The organism is Rufibacter tibetensis (assembly GCF_001310085.1).
Classification (GTDB): Bacteria; Bacteroidota; Bacteroidia; order Cytophagales; family Hymenobacteraceae; genus Nibribacter; species Nibribacter tibetensis.
Genome location: NZ_CP012643.1, coordinates 1,047,186 through 1,065,064 on the forward strand (window position 1 = coordinate 1,047,186; position 17,879 = coordinate 1,065,064).

The 17,879-nt window shown below is 46.2% G+C and carries 22 protein-coding genes; 6 read left to right on the top strand and 16 right to left on the bottom strand.

Annotated elements, in window-relative coordinates; translation table 11 throughout:
* Positions 1-151 precede the first annotated feature (151 nt).
* From DC20_RS04040 to DC20_RS04050, 4 genes are all read right to left on the bottom strand, one after another.
* Positions 152-1,093, bottom strand: coding sequence for a glycosyltransferase family 9 protein (locus DC20_RS04040; protein ID WP_071885375.1), 942 nt, complete (start codon positions 1,091-1,093; stop codon positions 152-154).
* A 102-nt stretch (positions 1,094-1,195) separates the two neighbouring features.
* Positions 1,196-2,080 carry a hypothetical protein gene (locus DC20_RS04045; protein ID WP_062542664.1) on the bottom strand — a complete coding sequence of 295 codons (885 nt, stop codon included), beginning with the start codon at positions 2,078-2,080 and terminating at the stop codon, positions 1,196-1,198.
* A 3-nt stretch (positions 2,081-2,083) separates the two neighbouring features.
* The gene (locus tag DC20_RS22780; protein ID WP_157593043.1) at positions 2,084-2,224 is read right to left on the bottom strand and encodes a hypothetical protein; all 141 of its coding nucleotides are present in this window, start codon (positions 2,222-2,224) and stop codon (positions 2,084-2,086) included.
* 90 nt (positions 2,225-2,314) lie between these two features.
* Positions 2,315-3,106 carry an alpha/beta hydrolase gene (locus tag DC20_RS04050; RefSeq protein ID WP_245652296.1) on the bottom strand — a complete coding sequence of 264 codons (792 nt, stop codon included), beginning with the start codon at positions 3,104-3,106 and terminating at the stop codon, positions 2,315-2,317.
* Between the two features lie 32 nt (positions 3,107-3,138).
* On the opposite strand from DC20_RS04050, the gene DC20_RS23340 reads away from it, so the two are divergent.
* Positions 3,139-3,336 carry a hypothetical protein gene (locus tag DC20_RS23340; RefSeq protein ID WP_245652297.1) on the top strand — a complete coding sequence of 66 codons (198 nt, stop codon included), beginning with the start codon at positions 3,139-3,141 and terminating at the stop codon, positions 3,334-3,336.
* On the opposite strand, the gene DC20_RS04055 is transcribed toward DC20_RS23340, so the two are convergent.
* The 9 genes from DC20_RS04055 to DC20_RS04095 form a co-directional block, all read right to left on the bottom strand.
* Complete coding sequence (locus DC20_RS04055) at positions 3,313-3,915, bottom strand: carbon-nitrogen hydrolase family protein (RefSeq protein ID WP_245652298.1); 603 nt, start codon at positions 3,913-3,915, stop codon at positions 3,313-3,315. The genes DC20_RS23340 and DC20_RS04055 overlap by 24 nt on opposite strands.
* A gap of 125 nt (positions 3,916-4,040) precedes the next feature.
* Positions 4,041-4,700 carry a hypothetical protein gene (locus DC20_RS04060; RefSeq protein ID WP_062542666.1) on the bottom strand — a complete coding sequence of 220 codons (660 nt, stop codon included), beginning with the start codon at positions 4,698-4,700 and terminating at the stop codon, positions 4,041-4,043.
* An 85-nt stretch (positions 4,701-4,785) separates the two neighbouring features.
* Positions 4,786-5,292: a hypothetical protein gene (locus tag DC20_RS04065; RefSeq protein WP_062542667.1), complete on the bottom strand. Its 507-nt coding sequence runs from the start codon at positions 5,290-5,292 to the stop codon at positions 4,786-4,788.
* Between the two features lie 94 nt (positions 5,293-5,386).
* A complete protein-coding gene (locus DC20_RS04070; RefSeq protein WP_062542668.1) occupies positions 5,387-6,016 on the bottom strand; it encodes a hypothetical protein in 630 nt (209 codons plus the stop codon).
* Positions 6,017-6,126: 110 nt separating this feature from the next.
* A complete protein-coding gene (locus DC20_RS04075; RefSeq protein WP_062542669.1) occupies positions 6,127-6,897 on the bottom strand; it encodes a hypothetical protein in 771 nt (256 codons plus the stop codon).
* A 142-nt stretch (positions 6,898-7,039) separates the two neighbouring features.
* On the bottom strand, positions 7,040-7,393 hold the full coding sequence (locus tag DC20_RS23050) for a hypothetical protein (RefSeq protein ID WP_062542670.1): 354 nt from the start codon (positions 7,391-7,393) through the stop codon (positions 7,040-7,042).
* A 142-nt stretch (positions 7,394-7,535) separates the two neighbouring features.
* Complete coding sequence (locus tag DC20_RS04085; RefSeq protein WP_062542671.1) at positions 7,536-8,066, bottom strand: gamma carbonic anhydrase family protein; 531 nt, start codon at positions 8,064-8,066, stop codon at positions 7,536-7,538.
* A gap of 135 nt (positions 8,067-8,201) precedes the next feature.
* On the bottom strand, positions 8,202-9,182 hold the full coding sequence (locus tag DC20_RS04090) for a radical SAM protein (protein WP_062542672.1): 981 nt from the start codon (positions 9,180-9,182) through the stop codon (positions 8,202-8,204).
* A gap of 177 nt (positions 9,183-9,359) precedes the next feature.
* A complete protein-coding gene (locus DC20_RS04095) occupies positions 9,360-10,067 on the bottom strand; it encodes an endonuclease III domain-containing protein (RefSeq protein WP_062542673.1) in 708 nt (235 codons plus the stop codon).
* A gap of 106 nt (positions 10,068-10,173) precedes the next feature.
* On the opposite strand from DC20_RS04095, the gene DC20_RS04100 reads away from it, so the two are divergent.
* Both DC20_RS04100 and DC20_RS04105 read left to right on the top strand, forming a co-directional pair.
* The gene (locus DC20_RS04100; protein ID WP_062542674.1) at positions 10,174-10,896 is read left to right on the top strand and encodes an MBL fold metallo-hydrolase; all 723 of its coding nucleotides are present in this window, start codon (positions 10,174-10,176) and stop codon (positions 10,894-10,896) included.
* Positions 10,897-11,018: 122 nt separating this feature from the next.
* Entirely contained in the window at positions 11,019-11,660 is a 642-nt protein-coding gene (locus tag DC20_RS04105; RefSeq protein WP_062542675.1) for a DUF2238 domain-containing protein, read from the top strand.
* Between the two features lie 78 nt (positions 11,661-11,738).
* Here the strand turns inward: DC20_RS04105 and DC20_RS04110 are convergent, their stop codons facing one another.
* The 3 genes from DC20_RS04110 to accD form a co-directional block, all read right to left on the bottom strand.
* Positions 11,739-12,404 carry a hypothetical protein gene (locus DC20_RS04110; RefSeq protein WP_062542676.1) on the bottom strand — a complete coding sequence of 222 codons (666 nt, stop codon included), beginning with the start codon at positions 12,402-12,404 and terminating at the stop codon, positions 11,739-11,741.
* A gap of 224 nt (positions 12,405-12,628) precedes the next feature.
* On the bottom strand, positions 12,629-13,345 hold the full coding sequence (locus DC20_RS04115) for an OmpA family protein (protein WP_062542677.1): 717 nt from the start codon (positions 13,343-13,345) through the stop codon (positions 12,629-12,631).
* Positions 13,346-13,554: 209 nt separating this feature from the next.
* Complete coding sequence (accD, locus tag DC20_RS04120; RefSeq protein WP_062542678.1) at positions 13,555-14,451, bottom strand: acetyl-CoA carboxylase, carboxyltransferase subunit beta; 897 nt, start codon at positions 14,449-14,451, stop codon at positions 13,555-13,557.
* Positions 14,452-15,125: 674 nt separating this feature from the next.
* Here accD and DC20_RS04125 point away from each other — a divergent pair.
* The 3 genes from DC20_RS04125 to DC20_RS04135 all read left to right on the top strand — a co-directional run bounded on the left by DC20_RS04125 (position 15,126) and on the right by DC20_RS04135 (position 17,849).
* On the top strand, positions 15,126-15,836 hold the full coding sequence (locus DC20_RS04125; RefSeq protein ID WP_062542679.1) for an OmpA/MotB family protein: 711 nt from the start codon (positions 15,126-15,128) through the stop codon (positions 15,834-15,836).
* A gap of 285 nt (positions 15,837-16,121) precedes the next feature.
* Positions 16,122-17,117, top strand: coding sequence for an OmpA family protein (locus DC20_RS04130; protein WP_062542680.1), 996 nt, complete (start codon positions 16,122-16,124; stop codon positions 17,115-17,117).
* 267 nt (positions 17,118-17,384) lie between these two features.
* A complete protein-coding gene (locus DC20_RS04135; protein ID WP_062542681.1) occupies positions 17,385-17,849 on the top strand; it encodes a MaoC family dehydratase in 465 nt (154 codons plus the stop codon).
* Positions 17,850-17,879 lie beyond the last annotated feature (30 nt).

A 17,879-nucleotide genomic window follows, 5' to 3' on the forward strand; every position in this document is an offset into this window, starting at 1 on the left:
AAAACAAAGGAGCTCTTCCTATTAAGGAGAGCATCATTCTTCTTTTATTGAATGCCCCTCCTCTCCCTTCTTGTCATCTTGGAAAGATCTTATGGGCGAACAGTAGTGGCGCGCTTAGTTAAGGCCATTCTAGTTCTCTCACAAGGTCCTTTCAAGATGATAAAGGAGTGGATTGTGCCTTGTCCTGTAGCTTCTCCAACTCACCCACTACTCGTGTGATCACACCTGCCCAATCATCGGCTACTTCCTGACGGAATAGGCGTGCGGTAGGGTACCAGGGACTGTCTTCGCGGTCATCCATCCAGCGCCAGTCGGCGTGGTAGTGCAGGAGGGTCCAGACGGGAACGTTCAAGGCTCCGGCCAGGTGCACGGGCATTGAATCCACAGAAATCAACAGATCCAAGCCTTTGATGACGCGGGCATAGTCGTACAAACTGAACTGGCCGGGGTGAATCCCGAACCCTTCCTGCCAACTGGCATTAGGGGCATTTTCTTGCAGAATGTAAAGATTGATGTCTTGTACCTCGGCTAAAGGAGCCAGAAAGTGAAACGGAATAGACCGGTGTGGATTCCAGTCACCGGGTTTCCAGACCAGGCCCACGTTCAGCTTTCCTTCTTCTCCGGGAAGCGGCAGGGGTTCTACCTTTAGATAGGGAATCTGGGACGGAATTGTGTTTACCGTGGTTCGGAAAATGTGGGTTAGTTCCATAACTTCCACGTCCACGTCGTACTCCACCTCTGGGGTGCCGTCATGCAGGGGCAGGAGCCGGTCTATGGTGGGGATGGTCTCCAGAAGCGGAATCAAGGGAGCTTGTGCCCACACAATAACCTCCTTGGCAATAGCCTTAATCAACGGTGCGAACCGGATAAACTGGATGGTGTCCCCCAAGCCATGGTAGCAGCGCACCAGCACCCGTTTGCCTTGCAGCGAAGAGCCGTCCCACACGTATTGGAAATGCCTTGGTAAGTGCCAGCAGGGCTTGCCGGCGCGTTCTTTTAAGACGGCATCGCTGTGTTTCCAAGCGCCTTCAAATGTTCCCCGGCGCATGTTCAGCATCCAAACATCAGTTTCTTCCTGAGTTTCCTGACTCATAAAATAGTGGGTGGAATGTTAGAAAGAAGCATCTCTGTTTAGGCCTTGTTTTAAGTAAAACGAGCGCTAAACAGAGATGCTTTAGACTTGTATTTGAAAGAACTAAGCGTATCTACGCATCATAAGCGCGCAGAAATCTGCAAATTCTTCTACGTTTTGGGGTGGGCTGGTGTGGTGCGGCTGTAGGCCTTTGTGTTCTGGGGTAAAGCAGAACGTAGCAGTTACGTCAAACTCATCCAGCTTTTTCATGACGTGGTCAAACCATTTTTCCGCATCCGGACGGAGCCAATCGGCCCAGCTCAAGCCGGTACGCAGCTTCTTCACGCCTAAGTCCCGGAGGTGCTGCACGGCGGCATCTAAGCGGTGGTCTTCAAAGTGGAACCACTGGCAGATGCCCATTTCTGGGGTGTAATCTGAAAAGTATTTATGAGACAGTTTAGGAGATCCGTCTTCGCGCAGCAAGCCCATGTGGAAATGGCGGTAGTACGAAGAACCTTCGGCTTCGCGGTGGCGCGTGGTGGCTTCCCAGGCTTGCGGCAAATCATAGAGGCTGTACCAGAAAATGCGGTCCACGCGGCCCATGAGCAACTCGGCCGTTTTCTGAAGTCCGAACTCCTGCACTTCCTCGGCCCCGAAGGACGAAATACCCACTTCGGTTACCCACACGGGCAAGTCGGTTACGGCTTCAATCTCGGCGATCTTGTCAGGCCACTCATGGATGCTCCAAAGGTTCCAATCCAGCGGAAAACCGTGTACGGCCACGGCGTTGAGGTCATCTAAGGTTCCCTGGTCTTTTAACTTGATGATGAAATTGGGGTCAATGGGCGAAATACCACCTAACACGCGAAGAACGTCTGGCTTCTCGGCTTTACAGGCTTGGGCGCCTAGTTTCACCATTTCGGAGAAGATCTTCCAGTCCGGATCAATCTCGTACGCCCAGTGTGATTTGTTGTTTGGTTCGTTCCAGAATTTAACTGCTTCTATCATAGTTTATTTCTTAGCATCTCTTTTGGCCGGGTGAACGGCCCAGGGTTTGGCGCGGTAATCAGGAAAAGGCAGCAGAAACGCCAACCCGCTCACCTGTTGACAGACGGTGCAGGCACCAGCATCAACATTCCTTGGCTGAGTCATTGCCTACTACGCACATGACCCGGCACCGTTACAAGACATTAAAATAATACTATGTACCTGAAGCGTGAACAACTTGAAATCTGCTCCAATTCACCGCTGGAGGATTCTCTTCAGTTCTGTTAGATAGGCCGGATTGCTGCTCATACCATTGTGGGTCTGCCCCTTCAGGGTGATGAGGGTGTCTTCGGGCTTCATGAGCTTTTTCAACTTCAGCGATGAACCGTAATAGATGATTTCATCTTCCTCGCCATGGAAGATTACCACCGGCATGGTGCATTGTTGAATGAACTTGTTTGTTTCAAAGGGGTACTTCAACACAAACGTTGGGATCACGGGAAAGTAATGCCGCATGAGGTCTTTGAGGTTGTAGTAAGGCGCCTGCAGGATCAACAACCTGGGTTTGTTTGTTGAAGCAATTTTGGCGGCAGGTCCGGACCCGATGGAGTAGCCTAGCACCACAATGTCATTCTCATTATAGCGGGTTTTCAGGAGATCGTACGCAGCTTGCATGTCCTGGTAGAACTGTTTCTCGCCTCTGATTTTGCCTTCGCTTTTGCCGTATCCTCTGTAATCAAGCATGAAAACGTCATACTCCAGGGCGGTATAGATGGGGGCCACGTCGCTCCAGGAGTGGATAGAACCTGCATTACCGTGCAGGTAGAAAACTACTCCTTTGGGATTGGCGGCTTTAAACAAGACGGCGCTGAGCAGCACGTTGTCTTTTGTTTCCACGCCTATTTCTTCAAAAGGCTGGTCAAACGTAAACCTGAAATTTTTACCTAGTTTTTCAGGAAAGAAGATGAGGCTCTCCTGAATGAAATACAAAAGGGCGCAAACCCCTGCATACAATAATACTGTTGCTTTTAAAATAGAAACTATCATTCCTCTCATCTGTTCTGGTATCCTTCCACACTATGAACTTCCCTGCTAGAGGAGGGAGAAAACCCAATGAGCAGGTAGCTTTAGAGGATTCTTTCTGCTACCTCCTGGGTTTGGGTGTCTACCATGAGTATACCTTCAACGGTGGAGTTCAGTTGCCCCAAGAGTTCGCCCTTGTTATTCCAGATAGAGGAGTTACCGGCACATTCCTAGCCATCGGCAGGGCCTACTGAATTAGCCATGGACACGGTCATGCCATAAGTTTGGGCAATGTGTGACAAGCGTTGGGTGGCTTTATCAATTCCGTTTTCAAATTTAGCCACACTGGCCAGGTAAACGTTGGCTCCTTTCGCGAAGGCATTCTCTGCATGCGCCGGAACCGAAAGTTCGTAGCAAATAGCCAATGCAATGCCGTGATGGTCTCCAAGGAAATCTGAGACGTTTTGCCCCGGGATAAAGTACGGTTCTTCGTCTGCATGGAGGTACTTCTTTGAGTACGTTTTCCGCTCTTGGTTTGGCTGGAACAGCACCATACTGATGCAGGTGCCCGCCTTATGTTTGATAGGTACACCTACACCAATGGTGAGCTGATGGGCATCACTAGTTTTTTGGAAGTCCTTAAACCTGCTATCCTCTGGGTGTGTGGCTAAGGTTTTCGCTAAGGTTGGTTCATAACCGGTTAAAGAAAGCTCCGGGAAAATGATGGTGTTTGCTTTCATTAAGACCGCCAGATCAATGAGCTTTTTGTGCGCCTCAATGTTCCGCTGGATATCTCCGGTGACAGGTCTTGTCTGAGCTACACAAATTTTCATTCTATTGCTGATGTTAAGAATAAATTGGCAAGTACATTACTACTTTCCTTTTAAAACTCTTTTTCTGAAAAACTCCTGAAATTAGGTTCCCGAACTATGGTTTATACAAATGAGTAAGACGTTTTCTATTTATTTATATACGGGTCAATTTCCTGTAGTTTAAACGGAATTGATGTTCCACCAACATTAAAACATGCACCTGAAAGCTCAAACTCTGCATGGAAAACAAGCTGGTTAGCTTCAAAGTCAATTCTTAGTTCATTTATCTTGAAATCACGGATTGGCTCCACTCCCTCAAAGCACTCATTTGATTCTGGGTCTTTTAAGTACACCAGGTAGTTTGCTTTTATTTTCTCGTTTATCCTTTTAAGCAAATCATCTTGTCTTTGGTTAAAGAGCGATGAATTGTCTATCACCTTGTATTCACCCTTTTCTAATTTGAAGAGGCTATTTCTATAACTGTAGCGACCTTTGAAGTCAGGTGTTCCTGTAGTAATGGTTTTGTAATTTCTATAAGTGCAGGTTCTGATTATGATGGGATCTTCAGATTCAGGATTCTTTTCCTCTTCCTCTAGGCACGTCGCAGTATAGCTAGATGGTTTTGGCTCACCTTCATTCTGGTTTTCTACTATTAGGTTCTCTGAAGCAGTAGTTTCTGCCAAAACAGTAGGCACATTTCCTTTTAAGATTGTAATAGACTCTGCTGGAGCAGGCTTGCTGTCTCCGCAGTAAGTAAAAAGAAATAATGATGTTATTGCGAGCACTACTTTGTGATAGTTCTTCATCTCAATTGAAGGTGACTTCTCTTATTCTTTAGCTTGCAAAAAGCGACGCACAGGGCGGTTAGTCTAAGGTGCCGTTTAGACATTGTTACCTACTATCTTTCTTTTTTATTGTGCTGTCTCTAACCTCCCCATAATAACTTTTTTCCCACTCTGATATATCTTGCTCCTGGATCTCTTTCAACCAGGCCTCATCAGATTTAGACTTTTGTGTGAAGATGGAGAGGAATATGCAAGCATAAAAGAAAAGGCTTAATGCAATAACCCTTAACCACTGTTTATGCATCCTGAGATATCCTTCGCGTTTAAGATTCCAATCCCATAAAATGGTACCAGGGAGCTGAAAGAACATGAGAATTAGTTCAACCGGATTGTAGCGCATTAAAGCCCTTTTTCTCTTTTCACCCCGAAGCTCGACCTTTAGATACCAGTTATATTTTTCAAGCCATTGGAGCTGTTCCTCCAAGCTGATCCCTCTTTTGTTCAACTCTGTTTTGGCTTGCTCTACAGCCTCAAGTTGCCAGGAATTAGGAAAGCAAACGATTTCGAGAAGGTCTTCAGTTTCCCTTTCTTTTATAGGCGGATTGAATTCCATTTATTCAAGCGTGCAGGTAACGTATTTATATAAGCATTGTGTTAAGCCACCGACCAACAGGTGACAGCCTAGCACTATATGGGGGCATTCTTCTTTATTTTTTATAGTACTCCTCAATCACTCTTTCTAAATCTCTGTTCTGCCTGTCATACAAAAGAGTCAGTTTCGTTTCAAATGATTGAATAGAAACCTCTTTCTGCCAGCCTTTGTCAATGGAGGGGAAAGTTTTGTTCAATCTTTCTAAGAATTGAAACCAACCTGGTGTGTCCTCATTTATATTAAAGCTTTGTCCATGTATAGTAAATACATCCAAGCAAATTACATCATAAGTGTACAGGTCTTGTTTGTAAGCCACTATCGTATTCAACTCACTCCAGCTCAAAGCCAGATCCTCTTCCTCAATGGTTACTACAAAGCCATTGTCCAGATAATCAAAGACACCTAAATTATTATACCTTTTTTGGTAGTCTACTTCTCCATACTCTTTTGCAAGCTTGCTAGCTGGCCTAATAAAGAGCGTCTTTGGGTTGAACAACAGATAAAGTCCGTTTATAACACCGAAACCAAATAGTAATAATGTGGTCCAGAAGCTAAAAGGACTTTCTTTTCTATCTACAAAAGCAATGGCTGAAAAAACGAAAAGTCCTGAGGTAATAGTTAACGCAATTGTTTTCCAAATACTTTCAAAGATTATCTCCCTTTTCTCAAAATCCTCAAATTTCATATTTTGAATGCACACACCGGCTTGGCTTTGGAGGATTTATGCACTAAAGCAACTGTTAGGTGACGTAATTCTATTTCTGATTTAGTTAAGCTGTTTATGGCTAAAATATACTACATAGCTCCATAACTAAAGTCTATTAATTCTTTGGTTGCAGGGTCAAAGTATGCCCTATCCCCTAAATAGCAGCAGTTCAAATCTACCCTTATCACGTTTCTTCCGTCCAGCGTATCTGCTACAATATTTCTTACTCCATAAGTACAAGGAACATCAGAGTACTTACTTTCCTGTTCTTTGAGGTAAATGCACACTTTGTATAGGTAGCCGTTCACATCATCTTCCTTTAGCTCGCACTTACACTCTGTAATCTCCCTCTTAGGCTCTACTAGGGGAGTCATCTTTTGAATATTCACTGGCAAGCTATTGAAACCGAACCTTAATTCACGACCTCCAACATTCTGCACAAATTCACTTCTTGGCTGCTTGTCTCGAAACCTTGGTTTTAGCTTATATTCAATTCTAACCGGAAACAGCACAAGTTGGGCAGTATAGACCTTTTCAACAGAAGGCTTCGGCAAGGATAGCGTATCCATATGCTTTTCTATGAATGACACTGGAAAGTTATCATGCCCTATAGGATGAAACCAAAAGCCATTACCTAAGTTGTTCGTTTTAAAATCACCTAGCCAGTCACTTTTATTTATATCCTTGGCTGAAACGAAATACCAATTATTTGATCCTGTTAAACTTTCTACTGTCTTAACTATAAAGCCCTCCTGAACTATAATTTCGTCATAGTTTGACTTATTATTCTGCTCTTTCTTTTTGCAGCCATTAAGAAAAACTAAAAACAAAATAAAAAGACATAACCACTTATTTTTCATCTAGTGACCCCTACTTATTAGCATGGTTCATGAGGGAGTTTGCAAGCTTGCGTCTTTTGCTTCTTATACCCCACAACTGCCTCGTGCAAGCGGTGGCGGAGAACGTCGGACGATGTTGCCGTTTACGCCATGTTGGCAAGCTTTATTCTTCTCGTAATACTGGAATAAACTTCATCCATCCAGTGTCAAAAGCACGATAATATAACAATGAGTTATTGTGCCAAAATACATCGATCACCTCACCAATCTCAAAAGGTTCAGATTTGTTGTTTGCGTATTTGAGTTTCACTAGACCAACATTTCTCTCTTGTAATATCCTTACGTATGAATAACAGAGTTTTGTGTAATCATTCCTAAACGGCCCCCTTTCCCACCTAAATTCAATTACTTCAGCCTGTAATATCTCAGAACTGCTTCTGATTTTATAGAAATGTTTTTTGTCATATAGCATCAAGCCCAAGCTAAATGCAACCATTACCGCTAAAACGACCCACATTTTTGCGTGAATTTAGTTTATATTAATTGTGCCAACTACCGCATGACCATGACCAGAGTGCGTTCTGTTTATTAGCCTTATACCTGCACCTCTACCTCTGTATTTTACACTTTCTACCTGCTTTCTGAAAACCAGGCCAGAATCAGGAACCCTCACCCGTTCCTTCCTGAAACCAGCTGGCGTACAGCACATAGTTATCGGCGGTTTGGGCCATGCCTGAGATTTGCTCTGGCGTAAGGGCTTTTACTTTTTTGGCGGGTACTCCGGCGTAGATGAAGCCACGCTCGCACAGAGTTTTCTCCAGAACTACTGCCCCGGCGGCAATGATGCAATGTTCCTGTACCACGGCGTTGTCCATGACAATGGCACCCATGCCAATGAGTACATTGTCTTCAATGGTGCAGCCGTGCACAATGGCGTTATGCCCAATGCTCACGTTGCTGCCAATGATGGTAGCGGTTTTTAAATAGGTGCAGTGAATGACAGCCCCGTCCTGAATGTTGGTCTTGTTGCCAATGCGGATCAGGTTTACATCGCCGCGCACTACGGCGTTAAACCAAACGGTGCACTGGTCGCCCAGCACCACATCTCCGGCAATGGTGGCGTTGGGGGCAATGAAACAGTTATTTCCAATGGTAGGGTGAACTCCTTTAACGGGCAGAATGACAGGCATAGTGTGAATGGATTTAGCAGTCTAATTTGATGGGATTTGGGACAAAAGGTAGAGAAAATAAAAGAGGAAATCACCTAGATTATAGGGCAGAATTCTGATATTAAGACATCAAGTGGAGATCTGCAGGCAAAATCTTCAGGAAAGCATGCGCTTCCAGGTACCTTTTCTAAGGTTATATTTCAAGGTACTGGGCAAGGCTTTCCACCAGTAGCTGTTCATTTCTACGGCGAAACTGGGTTGCATGTAGCAGTTGATGGTGCAGCCCTCGCAGGCAGGTAATCGGCCTTCCAACGCTATCAGTTTCTTAACCTCTTCTGATTTGTAAAGTGCCAGGAGGTTGCCAGAGATGGGAAATTTCTGGGCACCCAAATGGTAACAAGGTAGCACCAACTCATTTTCAGGCGAGATGACCAGGGTAGTGCTGGCCGCTTTACAGACAGGCTTGTCAATGTGGTTGCCGCCGTCTTTCCGAAGCTTTACAAAAGCCTCGTTCAAGTACACCCATTTCTGCTTACTGAACTTGACCAGGTAACCCAGCTCCGCCTCAGAAAGCTGCTCTCCGGTTTCAACTTGGTTGTATTCAAACGCCGGGTTCAACAACAGCATCAGGTTGTTAGGCAGGCAGATCTCCTGGTACACCCGCTCTATCTGGTGTAGGTTGTGCTTGAAAACCGTAAACAGAATATCAGGCCGTTCGCTTAGGCTTTTGGCCACTTTTATGGATTCCAGCACGAAATCAAAACAGGCCACTCCCCTGCCGGTGTCGTGCTCGTTTTTATCCGCGGAATCCAGCGAGAAGTGCAGCATGTCTACCTTGCCTTTGAGGCGCTCAGCCCATTTAGGGTACAACAGCCCATTGGTGGTGAGAGTGGTGATAAAGCCTAATTTTTGAGCCTCCTCCAGGAACTGGTCAATTTGCCGGTGCAGCAAGGGTTCGCCACCGGTAAAGTCCACTACGTTCACGCCTAGCTTGCGCAGATCGGCCAGGTTTTGTTTCACATCCTCCAGCTGGATGTACGGAGACGGCTTCTCCCAAATGTCGCAGAAGGAGCATTTGGCATTGCAGCGGTACGTCACGTAGTAATTGGCCAGAACTGGATGATGGATTAAGCGCATTCTCTTCTTTTAAACAGATGCCAGAGCAGATGCAAGGTACGCATTCCATCTGGAAATAGGGCGTGATGAAATTGGACTCCCCCTGTGAGAAACAACAAGAGCAGTTTCACTTTGGAAAGCACCTTAAAAGGGGAAGTTCTTTTTTGCTCCTTTCCTGAAATTAGACTTAAAACAGAATTACTTGTCTATTCCTTTCAACCGAACATCGGCGTAATAATTACAAATGTTCTGAAGCACACACACCTCGCACTTGGGGGAATTCCAGGTGCAGATTTTCTGTCCGTGTTTGAGCATGTGGCGGTGCAGGTTATAGAGCACTAGGGCATCTTTGGGCAACATGTCCAGTAAAATCTGGTGCGCTTTGTCATGCGTGACCTTGACGCCAATGAGGCCTACCCGCTGGCTGATGCGGTGCACGTGCGTGTCTACCGGAAACACCGGCTTGTGGAAATTAAACAAAAGCACCAACGTAGCGGTTTTCAGCCCCACCCCAGGCAAAGACATAAGCCAGGCCATGGCCTCGGGCACGTCCAGGTCGTTCAGGAAATCAAGTGAAAAGTCTGACCGCTCTGCCTGTATCAGGCGAAGCGCCTTCTGAATATTAACAGCTTTGGCGCCCGGGAACTCCGCTGGGGTTAACGCCTGGGTGAGTTCTTCTACCGGGGCATCCATGACAGCTTCCCAGGTAGGAAATTTTTCCAGCATCTGAAAGTAAGCCTTCTCCTCATTGGCATGCGTAGTCCGGTGCGACAGCATGGTGGAAATAAGTTCGCGCATGGGGTCGCGGCGCGGATAACCGGAAAGATGGCCGAAAACTTCATTCAATCGTATATGAACCTGCCATATCTTTTCTGCGGGAGTAAGTTGCTGATGTGCTTCAGCCATAGTCATTTACTTTTTCCCCTAAACGAGCCCCCGATAGTAAAGTTTATGTCAAGAACCCTTATCACCTTAGTGCATCAAGAATGGTCATACGTATTACTAAACAACTATGAAATTTAAATTCTTAGGGACAGGCGGAGCTTTTGACATAGACTATGGAAACTCCGCAGCACTGGTAGAATTCAAAGACCAGACTATCTTATTAGACTGTGGCTTCACCGTTTACCCCACCCTGCGGAAACATCAGCTTACCCGTGGCATTACCTACATTCTGCTTACGCACCTGCATAATGACCATACTGGCAGCTTAGCCAACATACTGCTACACTGCTATTACTTTAACACCCACTGCCGTCCTACCATCCTGTACCCCGATGATGATTTCCGGGATGAGTTGTATGAATTTCTGCGGTTCCAGCTTCAAAAGCCGGAACAGTATGTAGACTTTGCGCCCCTTTCTGAGGTGCCCGGCATCATCGCCCTTGACACTTTTGGCCTGCACGCCGAAAAACTACAATCCTACGCTTTCATTTTTGAGGAAGAAGACGGAGACCGGGTGGTCTACTCTGGTGATCTTGGCCAGCCAGATGCGCTTTTCGCCTATTTACGCGGAATGCCTCCCAAAGCCACCACCATTTACCACGATATCACCTTTTCTGAGGAAAACATTGCCCATACCTATTATAAAAAGCTGATTCCATTGGCGCAGGATTACCAAATTTACGGCTACCACTGTGACCCCTTAAAGAACCCTACTGACAACCCGTTGCCCTTGGTGTTCAATCAGCCGGAACTCATGTTACCAGCCAGGTTGCAGGAAGCTGTGAACTAACAAAACCATCAACAATTGGTTATCATCCTTACAAAGTATCAATAGAAATCCGTCCGCAGCTTCCCTGCGGATTTTCTACGCCACTGGGTTTTCTTTAAAAGCCTTTTAAGAACTACTTCTGCATGACCTTCACCTTCGCAACAGATAAAGAGCATACTCACTTTCGTCAAAGTCCGCTGCTAATTGCCTATGTTGTCATTTTTGGGTTGTTCTGGACTTACACCGGCTTTACTTCCTCAGATCCCAAAAACTGGTGGCTGGAGAACACGCTCACTTTTACGGCCATCATCTTTCTGGTAGCCTTTTACAAGCACTTCCGGTTTTCAGATTTCAGTTACACCTGCATCTTCCTGTACTTGATGCTGCACGTGTACGGAAGCCAGCATAACTACGCACTGAACCCTTTTGGCTTCTGGGTGCAAGAGCAGTTGGATTTAGAGCGCAACCACTATGACCGGCTGGTACATTTTGGGTTTGGGTTCTTTTTAGCGTATCCTATGCACGAGGTCTTTAAGCGAGTAACCCCAATGCGTCCTTTTTTCACGTATGCCTTACCAGTTGAATTAACGGTAAGCATGGGAGCCTTTTATGAATTAATGGAGTGGGCCGTGGCCGATATATTTTTCCCGGCCCGCGGAATGGCTTTTTTAGGTACACAGGGCGACATCTGGGATGCGCAGAAAGACATTGCCGTTGCTTTACTAGGTGCTCTCATCACCATGTCAGCCGTAGGTTTCACTCGCCGGAAAGAAAAACGCCTCTGATTCGTTTTAGGCCTATTTTTGATAAAATAGACCTGAAACAGATCAGAGGCGAAAGTGTCTTAAAGGCTGCTGAGGAGATCAATCGTCATATTTGATTTTGATGTCGTTTCCTTCAATCTTCACCTTACCGCGGGGCGTTTCAATTTTAGTTTCTTCGGTTGAGATCTTGATTTTAGTATCACCGGCTACGTACTTCACATCTTTAGAGGCACGGCGGTAGTAGTTCTGCCGCTTAAGCCAATAATTCTTCAACTCAGGCAAATCCATTCTGTTAGACCGGCGGGCATCTATGGCCAGAGAGCGTTGCAGCTGCACCCGGGTAGGCCGCACATATTTCTTCTTTGCCGGGCTTGCTTTGGCAGCGGTGGCTCCCGATGTTTTAGTTTCTGTAACAGCTGCACTGGTCTTGGCAGAAGAAGCTGTTTCGGTTCTGGTGGTGGAAGAAGTAGAAGTTCTGTTCCCCGCTGCTGGGGCAGAGCTGTTTTGTGTTGTGGCATCTGAGGCTTCTGCATCATTAAGGTAACTTTCCTGGCCATAGGTAGAAGCATCCTCCCCCATGTTGTTGGCATACTCTGCCTCTGACATTGCGGTGTCAATTTCCAAGGTGTCTGGCGTAAGCACCAGCGTATCTTCTACAGAGGTGTTGGGCAACTCTGCCACTGCTTCTTTGTCTTTTACCCGCTCGCACGCGCCCAATACAGAAAGCACCAGCATGAGAAAGAGTGATTTTATCAATTTGTCCATTCCTTATTCCTATTGATTTTCTCCCTAAACGCTAGAAACGCCCTTAGGTTAACATAAAATGCAATTTCTTATGTTGCTCTGGTGCACGCTTCAAAAAGGAGTTTACAACCCATTTTCTGAAATTCAGCACCTAAAAAAATTCCTTTGGGTCAAGGATGAAACTGTTAGGACATAAAAAAGGCTAGCCAAACGGCTAGCCTTTCAAAGAAAATGATGTTCAGTTCTTATTTGATCTCACCACGCTCAGCAGCTTTCTTCAGTTCTTCACTAGCGAAGATGGCTACCTCTACACGACGGTTCTGCTGACGACCGGCAGCAGTTGTGTTGTCAGCTACTGGTTGGGTTGAACCGTAACCACGGGTCTGAAGACGGTTAGGCTCTACTCCTAAAGAGATAGCGTAGTTGGCAACAGCCTGGGCTCTGCGCTCAGACAATGGCTGGTTGATGGCATCAGTACCGGTATTATCGGCGTGCCCTTCAATCAGTACGTTGGTGCCTGGGTACTTCTTCAACGTCTCAGCTAATTTCTGGATATCAGCTCTGGAAGAAGACTGTAACTCAGCAGAGTTAGTAGCGAAAAGAAGACCTGCATCAAAAGTTACTTTGATACCTTCACCTACCCGTTCTACCTCAGCATTCTTCATTTCACGCTCAAGTTCCTCGGCTTGTTTGTCCATGCGGCGACCAATCACGGCACCAGTGGCACCCCCAACAGCAGCCCCAATGATGGCTCCACGGGCAGTGTTACCGGTAGCTTTACCAACAATACCACCTAAAATAGCACCACCACCAGCTCCTAAGATACCGCCCTTAGTGGTTTTGTTCATGCCTTTCTTCTGGGTGGTTGAAGTTGGAGTGCTAGCCGTCTGACTTGATTTGCAGGAAGAGAAAAGTAAGCTCCCTACTAACATGGCGGTGAATGTTCCTTTCAAAAATTTCATAGTGTTTTTTTTTGTGTGTAAAAGAAGCTAAAAAGGTAATGTGATTGGGTTTAGTTCAACAACGGAGATACATACTGATTTATTCAAAAATTGTTCAGATATAGTCTCCAATCTATATGCTCATCTATAATAATCGTGCCAGATAAAAACCAAAAAAGACCCGCCTTTAAGAGGAACAGGTCTTTTCAGCTTATTTCTGAAGCACAGCCTTATTTAACGGCTGCTTGATTGGAGGCCGTCTCTGTAGCGGCCGAAGTTTCCTCGGGGCGCAACAACGTAATCAGGTCTGCAATACGCTGCTTTAACTCTTTGCGGTGCACAATGAAGTCCAGGAAGCCGTGCTCTAATACAAACTCTGCGCTCTGGAAACCTTTAGGCAGGTCTTTGCCTATGGTTTCTTTGATAACCCTGGGTCCGGCAAAACCAATCAAGGCACCCGGCTCAGAGATATTGAAATCTCCCAACATAGCAAAGGAAGCAGTTACGCCCCCAGTGGTAGGGTCGGTCAATAATGAAATGTACGGCACCTTCTCCTCAGACAACAAGGCCAGTTTGGCCGAGGTCTTTGCCATTTGCATTAGGGAGTAGCCCGCCTCCATCATCCGGGCACCGCCCGACTTGGAGATCATCATAAACGGGATTTTGTGCTTGCGGCTATAGTCAATGGCCCGGGAGATTTTCTCGCCTACCACTGAGCCCATAGAACCACCAATAAAGTTGAAGTCCATACAGGCCACCACCAGATCAAGGTCATTGATGGTACCGTGGGCAGTACGTACGGCGTCTTTCAGGTTAGTTTTGCGCTGGGTGGCAACAATACGGTCTGGGTACGGCTTCGTGTCCACGAAATTCAATGGATCTGAAGAACTCAGGTTCTCATCCAGTTCCTGGAAACGGTTCTCATCAAACAATATCTCAAAGTACTCGTGGGAATTGATGCGGTCATGAAAATCGCATTTGGCACACGTATACAGCTGTTGCCGATGCTCAGCGGTGCTGATGACGGTCTTACATTCGGGGCACTTGTGCCACAAGCCGTCCGGCGTTTCTTTTTTCTGCTCCGTTGGGGTGACGATCCCTTTTTCTACTCTTTTAAACCAAGCCATATGATGCTCTAAAGGTTTTTTTCAACAATGAAGCCTCCAGTGGGGAAACCGCAAGCAGTTAGTTTTGAACGTGCAAAGATAAAAAAGAAAAGGTAGCTCCCTAACCCCCGGCTAAAACACACCTTTTCTTCTCAGAAGTGTACGTACTTTGAATGAAAGCCATAGGTTTTAGTTATCATGAATTCTAAAACCGTTTTCTTTCAAGGTAAGCATACTACATACGTGCAAGCCAGGCAGAAGCTCCCTTTTAGGGCCCTTTCCTGAAAACTGTGGTAAATGTACAGCCATGACAAGCCAGGGCAACTTTCCGGCGTCAGATCTTCTTAAAAATGCATCATTCAACCTCAGTTAAATGGAAGCAAAGCAGGTTGATTAATCACTTTGGTTTATCCTGATTCTGATGTAACTATTCACATGTTAGGTTTTACTTCCAACTAATACAGGCAACACCGTTTTAGGCGTACGCCTCGGGCACCTAAGGTTATTTTCATTAATTCTCAACTTAGCGCACGCATTTACAGTACGTTACGAGGGCAGACAACTAAATTGGCATTCTGTGGGCAATTATTATTTATTTGCGTCCGTTTGCTAGGCAAGGTCAAATTTGTGAGCCGGCCTTCTCAAAATGATCTCTTATTTTTGTCACCGTTAACCCATACCTTAACTTAAACCCTATGAAGAAAACACGTTTCGCCTCATCCGCCGCTGCCTTGGTTTTAGGAGTAGCCGTTCTTGGTTCTTGTGTCTCATCTAAGAAATACAAAGAGCTGGAAGCAAGCAAAAATGCGCTGGAACAAGAAAAAGCGACTGCCCAGCGCAGCCTGGAACAAGCCAACGCTGATCTGCGTGACCGTGATGCCAAACTGGCCCAGTACCAGCAGCAAATTGCCCAGAAAGAAAGAATCTTAAATGAATTAAGAGAATCTGTGAACGAGGCCCTGGCCGGTTTTAAAGAGCAAGGACTGACCGTTGCCGTTAGAGAAGGCAAAGTTTATGTGACCATGCCAGAGAAACTTCTGTTTGCCTCTGGTTCTACCAAAGTAAACCCGAACGGGCAATCTGCTCTAGGCAAATTGGCCAACGCTATTAAATCACAGCGCGATACAGAGATTGTCATCGAAGGCCACACCGATGACGTAGCCGTAGCCTCTGCAAACGTCACTTTCAAAGACAACTGGGATTTGAGCGTGCTTAGAGCAACAGAAATCACGCGTCTGCTTATCAACAACGGAGTTCCGCCGCAAATGGTAGTACCTGCCGGCCGTGGACAGTACACCCCGGTAGCCATGACCCGTACCCCTGAAGCCCGTCAAAGCAACCGCCGCACTGAAATCATTTTAGCTCCTAACTTTGATAAAATCCTGAAGCTGATTCAGACAAACTAAGTATAGTTTACCCATTTCTTCTATTTATTGCCAGAAGGAATTTTAAATACGAAACAGCATTAATTAAAGAAGCCGGCCGTACAGTCCGGCTTCTTTCGTTTTGTAGAGAATTTGGCTAAAAGCATCCAAAAACGTGTTCCTTCATTTTGGGTGGGAACCTCTAGCCCTTATCTTTGACCAACAACGGTATTTCTACCTAGACTAACCCAACTACTTTTCCAACGCTTTTTGGTTGGGAAACCACTAAACCCTAGAATTTGCATTTTTAACTTTACCTAGCCTGTCATGTTCAAACACTCCCTCTACCGGTATGCCGGTGTGGCCCTTTTAAGCACCTGCCTGCTGAGCTCCTGCACCACTACCAAGAAGTACAATGCTTTGTTAGCTCAGAAAGTAAAACTGGAGCGCGAGAAAGCAGATTGCCAGAGTGCCCTTTCCAGAACCACCAGAGAACGCTCTGACCTTTCAAAACAAGTAACCGAACTCACCGAAGCCCGTGCCCAACTGGCCGCCGACACCTCTTTGCTGAGCAACACGCTCCGCAAGAGCCAAAGCGTGTACGCCGACCTGAGCAGCACTTACGACAAGCTCATTAAAAACCATGATCGCCTCATGTCTAACAGCGCGCTGGAGTCATCCAAATTGTCTAAAGACTTAGCCCGACGCGAGGAAGAACTGAAGAAGCTTAATGAGACGCTCACCAAAAACCGCTCTCAATTAGACCAGTTGAGCAGCGACCTGAAATCACGGGAAGAGCGCCTGAACGAATTGGAGCGTATTCTGGCGGAGAAAGACAAGGCGGTAAACGCCCTCCGTACTAAGGTAAGCAATGCCTTACTGGGCTTCAACAGCAAAGACCTTTCAGTAGACGTGAGAAACGGGAAAGTGTATGTGTCTTTGTCTGAGCAGTTGCTGTTCAAATCTGGCTCCACCAAAGTAGACGCCAAAGGGCAAGATGCCTTGCGCAAACTGGCCGCTGCTCTCAAAGACCAGCAGGATGTAAACGTAGTGGTAGAAGGTCACACCGATGACGTACCTGTGGCCCGGGGTACCCTTGGGATGCAAGACAACTGGGACCTGAGCGTATTACGCGCCACGGAAATAACCCGGATTCTCACCTCTGCCGGTTTGGCCGGTACTAAAATCACGCCTTCGGGCCGGGCCGAAAACGTTCCTTTGGATGCTGCTAAAACAGCAGATGCCCGCCAGAAGAACCGTCGCACCGAAATCATCCTCACTCCTAAACTAGACGAACTGTTCCAGATTTTGGAAGCGAATTAGCACTGAGGCTACTCCTATTTAAGAGCAGTTTTTAAAATTCATTGCCTAAACGCCGGTTCACTCAGCCGGCGTTTTCTTTTCCCTAAGGGTTTATTCAAGGAGGTCAAAAGTGCCTACTCTGTTTCTCAAGAAACCCGCCGGCTGTATTTGCGTTGTTTTCCCTGCTAGCGGTTCCCCTCTTTCACAAACAAGGAAAAGAGTTTACCTTTAGCCCTACATCCCCCTGTTTTTCACCTCGGATTGTACCTTTTAACACGAAAAACTTTCATGAGCAAAATAATCATCCGCAGTTTCGCAGACCTGCAGCAGTATGAAGGCACTGAAATTGGTGTATCTGATTACCATACCATCACCCAGGAGCAAATCAACATCTTCGCTGACGCCACCCTGGACCACCAATGGATTCATCTGGACGCAGAACGGGCTAAAACGGAGTCGCCGTTCGGGAGCACCATTGCCCACGGCTACTTAACGGTATCCTTGCTGCCGTACCTGTGGGGTCAGATTATCTCCATTGAGAACCTAAAGATGCAGGTGAACTATGAGATTGAGAGCTTACGGTTCAACCAAGCAGTAACGGTAGATAGTGCGCTGCGCCTGCGGGTAAAATTGCTTTCGGCCGTAAACCTGAGAGGCGTCATCAAAGCTCGCTTAGAAGTTACCATGGAGATTGAAAACAGCAAAAAGCCTGCTTTTACCGGTGTCATCACGTTCCTGTATCATTTTAATTAAAGCAAAGAACACACACTAATTAGCTGACAC